Origin of the sequence: Bartonella sp. AP58NXGY (assembly GCF_042195785.1) — a bacterium.
GTDB lineage: Bacteria > Pseudomonadota > Alphaproteobacteria > Rhizobiales > Rhizobiaceae > Bartonella.
In genome coordinates this window covers 1,868-7,158 of record NZ_JBHIOY010000026.1, presented here as the reverse complement: position 1 = coordinate 7,158, position 5,291 = coordinate 1,868, and the positions used below count along the sequence as shown (strand labels likewise).

Genomic DNA, 5,291 nt, shown 5'->3' with positions numbered 1-5,291 from the left:
AAGCTAATGGCATAGCGAATGCGCCCCGATTGACCAGAGCGACTAATATAGTCGTGATCTTTCGTGACACTGGTGATCACCACTGATCCATGGAGAATGGCGCTATAGCCATTGTCACTCATCCAACGGATCATCTGAACGGGCTTGGCAGCACGAATGGTTCTGGTGATGGCATCTATCGCTACCCGGTCCCCAAACTCTTCTGGAAACAACACCCCATGGATGGTTTTAGGATCATTGCCATAGCCGGTAAATTGCAAACCGGGAGCCTCACCAAAACGCTCTAGGCAAACCCATGAAGCAGAAAACTCTTCCTCAAAAGATTGGAAATTCAGCCAGTCCACATAAAAAAGATGTGGTCCTAACATCAGCAAAGGATCTCTCATAGACGCCCTCCCCTTGATTGTATCCCTTCCAGCACGTCATCTCTTTCAAAACGTAACATTGCATCTCTCCTACCATTGCGCTCTCCTAGCACTTCATCCCTCCCCTCATTGTGTTCTTTCCAGTACGCCATCTTTTCCCTTATTCTGCAGCCCGTATCATTCTGTCCCGCCATGCAGCGCATTGGCACGTGCCCGTTGCAAAGCATGGGCAACCGCACGACCAGTGGCCATGGGTTCACGCGCCCCATTAACATGCACTGTGACGTTTTGATTGTGTGTGATGGGGGAACGGTCTTTGTCTCTTTGCTCTCTCGCAGAGTAATTGGCATGCCCCGCCCCCGCAAATTGTGCAATCGGTTGGATGGCTGTTTTACCCCCCAAAAAACTTGGCAAAAACTCTCTTACATCAATGGAACCAATCCACCCCTTAATGCGGCTAGGCAAAGATTTACAAAAATCCATCAATTGTGAGATAGACGACATAAAGCCATCGACAATCGAATTAGCCAGATCTTCGCCCGCTTGTTCCATACCAGCCTTGGCACTCTCCGAGAGCTTTTCCTGTGTAAAAAAACTCTTCAACCATTGCCAAAAGTTGGAAAAGCTTTGTTTAACGCCCTCCCACAAATTGCCAAACCACTCGACAACAGAGGAAAGTCCTTGTTTAAACTTTTGCCAATGGGAAGAGAAGTCGAAAGCAGCAGCAATGATGTTTTTCCATTTGGTTATGGTGGTAGTATCGGCACCAAAAAAGCGCATGACGGCTTCAAAGGCACGCCCCCAAGCCCGAGATACCCCCCGTGCAAAACCTTTGACAAAAGAAGAGAAACGGTCCCAGTATTTCCACAAAGCAAAACCAGCAGCAAGGACAACCGCCACAACAGCAGCAACCACAGCCCCTATTGGGGTAAAAACAGCTCCCACAACAGAGGCAATACCTGCCCCAACCACTTCGATCACTGTCCCAATAAAACCAAAAGAGGCAGAAAATGCACTTCCTGAGATCATAACTCCGCGAAACACAGCAACCAGAAGAGTCATGGATCGCAAGAAGAAAAATTGTACAGCATCATAAAACATCAATTGTTTGAATGCTATAAATAAAAAATTGATCAAAACAAAAAACTTTTCTTATGAAAAAGAAAAGAGTTGCACACGAGTAGATATTATAAACTCTAACAAAGGGCATAACTTGATAATTATACCACAAAAAACCAATAGAAACAGCTTTCTTGGGAATTCTTGACAACGTGTGATAGCAAATTATGAACACTCCCTCGACCCACTCACCTTCTCTTCAAAGATGAACGTCTAAAAAAGAAAAAATAGAATAAAAAACATTATTCTGTTTTGTATTAAAGCTCTGTTCACATTAAACCATTGCACTTATAGCGCTTAACCTGAAATCTTAGCAGCTTTGAAAAAATATATAAAAAGATATCTGATTTTTTATTCTATTTTTAAGTAACACTCAGATACTCTCATTGCTCTTTAAATCCGCACATATGATACGTTTTTCCCTCATGCCTTAAAACAGAGAAAAAAATCCTATTATAACTGACTGCAATTTGCGGAAAATTGGGTGTCTTTCCCTATAACACCAAGATCTTTAATTAAAAGCGGTTTTCCTATTTCTCCATTATAGGCTTTAACGTGAATAGTCTTTCCCTTCACATCTATGAGGTAATAATCTCCATTAAAAAGCGCACCAGCTGTATAGATAGGGATATTCCCAAAAACCTTATCATTTTTCGCACGGCAATAGGACTGATAATGCGTATGCCCCACGAAGATTGCTTTAACATTATGAGAGATAATAATTGACTTAAAGATCGACAAATCTTTAGCATTCTTTTTACGAATAAAAAAGGATTCACCATCAATGGAAGCAGCACGCGCATCATGAAAATTAATGATTGTCACTTTACCTCTTGCATCAGCAGCAGCTAAATCGTTCTTAAGCCAATCTAAAGATTTATTGATTTGCACTTCTGTAGACTGCCCCTTCAAACCAACAGTATAGCTTGGATAATTGTGAAGCTGCACATAGTGAACATCTCCATAATCCCAAGAATAACTCAAACTCCCCCTTATCGAGAGAATATTTCCACCCGAAATGGGAACCAAACTTTCAGTAACATCTGCATTGAAATGCAATAATTGACTACGGTATTTTTTTATTTCCGATACCATTCTTGAAACTGCACTTATAGCACAAGCATCTTTGTAAAAATTGAATTCTTGAGGATTTGTACAATTACCAACATTATTGGCATAATCGTGATTCCCTAGCCCCTCATAGACAGGCGCTCCAAGAGTTTTATAAACATTTTTATAATCATCATAGTTTTTTTGTTGTCCAAACTCCGTCAGATCACCATTGACAATATGGAACGCGGCCTTGTGCGCTTTTATCACACCAGCAACCTGCTCATTTATCTTTAACCATGGCTCTCTGTTTGATATTCCATTGGCATCACCAGAGTTTAAACGCCACGGTTGCGGATCAGCCATGATGATAGCAGTATAATTTTTCTCAAGAGACTTTTCTTTCATAGGCCACATAAATGCATCATGATAAAGCCTCTTGTCCCTTCTTAACTTTTCAGAATCAAGGTTAAAACAACCAGAGAGAGTAAAAGCAATCACGGTGATTACCAATTTAACTTTATATCTCATAAACCTATCACCATAAAAACGTTACATATTTTATTGTATTATAAAAATTTTCTCAGAAGTAATTTTTTAAATTTTCTTGTCAAGAATATGTCAAAAATTCAAAATAATGAAAGCAATGATCCTTCAATGAAAGTGCACTTTGATGATATAAAAGCACTGTTGATTTAAAGCCTTCAACTTGAAGCATCTTCATTGATTAATGATTTATAAGCTTGGGCTCTTGCTCTTTCAAATGTCATCGATACATCAACAGCTTATAAAAACTTAGTCGTATACTATTAAAATATCCCCAACAGGAGAAAAAATGTATTCTTAATACTAGAACATCAAACTCCTTTGGATATCAAGATCAAATATATTAGAATATTATGATAAATAAGGTATAAATAATCAAAAGTGCTAGCAACAGTGTTTGAGTATTACCGTCATCACTTACATTGACAATCTATAAAAATGCATAAGTATTACAGAAAATAATATCATTACTTTATAAAAAATAATATAAATTATGTAATTATTATAATAATATTTATAATTTCTATAATAGAGATTTACAATAAATTTAATTATATAATATAAATAATTACAAACACATTGTGTGCTCAATATAAATTCACACAAATTTAATATTATTTATTTTTTAATTTTGACAAAAAATCAAAAATATCTTACCAAATAAGGACAATTACTGAAATTAATAACAATTATCCATTTTCACTTCTTCTTATGAAGTTCGCGGGGAAATGAATATTTGGGGGCTCTCATAAGGGAAATACTAGTGTATAAAACATCTCTTTTATCATGCACGGCTACAGCCGCTATCATCCTGTTCAACATCCAGTTCAGTGCACATGCTGAAAATCTCGAAGTTTCTGAGGGAAAACAACAAGAAGTATCCGAAAAAACGTACGAGACTATTTATGTAAAAGACAAAGGAAAAATCACCGGTAGCACTGTAACTGTAACTGGAAATGAAAGCACAAATGCAGATACAAGCAATGATAAGTATGTTGTAACAGTTGAAGGTGCTAACAGTGCGCTTAAATTAAATGGCTTAAATATTCAAGGCACTGATTCTGATGTTCGTTTCGGTATTTCTGTAAAAGACGGCGCTAACATCAACCTAACTGGGGGGAACATTACAACTTCTCAAACTGGCGTTTATATTGACGGCAGCGATAAAAATATACTGCAAAATGTAGTGATATCAAATAATAAAAATGAAATTTCACAACTCATTGGAGTGCAATCAGATAATGGAAGTAACATCACTTTAACAAATGTAAACGTTACGCACGCAGAAGTTGGTATACTCGCAAATAATAATTCTCGAATCAACGTATCCGGAGGATCATTCGAAGGTAAAATGGATGGCGTATATGCTATGAGCGGCACCACCATTACTGTAGATGGCGGTACTAACGTTACCTCATCTAATGGTAACGGACTTCATGCCATCGATGAAAAGAGCGAAATTATAATGACAGGAGGAAGCGTAATTGGAAAAGATGCAGCATTATCTGCAGACGAAGGTGGACATATTACTGTCACGGGTAGTACTCTAACAGCAAAGAGGAATAACCCTAATACATCTACTAATGATAATAAAATCGAAAGTGGATTCGGTGCCTTGTCTCAAGGCAAAAACAGTGTGGTTGAATTATCTAGTACAACGATTAATGATGCTACAATCGGGCTCAAAACACAAGAGAGTGGCGCAATCAAAATGACTGGGGGAAGCATTACAGCTTCCAAAGTTGGTGCTTTCTTCTTGGACAGCAAGAGCAAAGAAAACAAACTGAAAGATGTAGTGATATCAAGTGGGAAAGATGATGCGCCACTAATCAATGGAATCAAGGCAACTAACAGTAATGTCACTTTAAATAATGTAACAGTGACGCAAGCACAAACTGCCATAGATGCATATGATTCCACAGTAAAAGTCTTAGGAGGATCATTTAATGCAGAAAAAGCAGCAATATTTGCTCAAAACGGCGGCAACATCACTTTAACTGGCGATGCAAAAATTACATCATATAATGATGCTGGACTCTATGCGGAAGGTTCAAAATCCATCATCGAAATGACGGGAGGGAGCGTAACAGCAAAAGAGGAAGCAATAACGACAACATACGGTGGGCATATTATTGTCACAGATGTCATCCTAAAAACAAATGGTGATGGACTTGGTGTAGCTTCTGATGACCTTGGTAGCATGATTGAATT

The 5,291-nt window shown here is 38.1% G+C and carries 3 protein-coding genes and 1 pseudogene; 1 reads left to right on the top strand and 3 read right to left on the bottom strand.

The genetic code is table 11. The features are described from left to right. The 3 genes from ACFINC_RS08865 to ACFINC_RS08855 form a co-directional block, all read right to left on the bottom strand. A partial coding sequence (locus ACFINC_RS08865; protein ID WP_375616969.1) for a phage tail protein occupies nucleotides 1-386 on the bottom strand: 386 nt, incomplete at its 3' end. 156 nt (nucleotides 387-542) lie between these two features. Then, a complete protein-coding gene (locus ACFINC_RS08860) occupies nucleotides 543-1,502 on the bottom strand; it encodes a hypothetical protein (protein ID WP_375616968.1) in 960 nt (319 codons plus the stop codon). Between the two features lie 435 nt (nucleotides 1,503-1,937). After that, nucleotides 1,938-3,065, bottom strand: a complete 1,128-nt coding sequence (locus ACFINC_RS08855) for a metallophosphoesterase (protein WP_375616967.1) — start codon at nucleotides 3,063-3,065, stop codon at nucleotides 1,938-1,940. A 778-nt stretch (nucleotides 3,066-3,843) separates the two neighbouring features. On the opposite strand from ACFINC_RS08855, the pseudogene ACFINC_RS08850 reads away from it, so the two are divergent. Beyond that, nucleotides 3,844-5,291, top strand: a pseudogene (locus tag ACFINC_RS08850) (autotransporter outer membrane beta-barrel domain-containing protein); the annotation flags it as partial.

Bases quoted from the DNA above. Each gene is read 5' to 3' on its own strand.
- ACFINC_RS08855 (WP_375616967.1), bottom strand. From the start codon at position 3,065: ATGAGATATAAAGTTAAATTGGTAATCACCGTGATTGCTTTTACTCTC.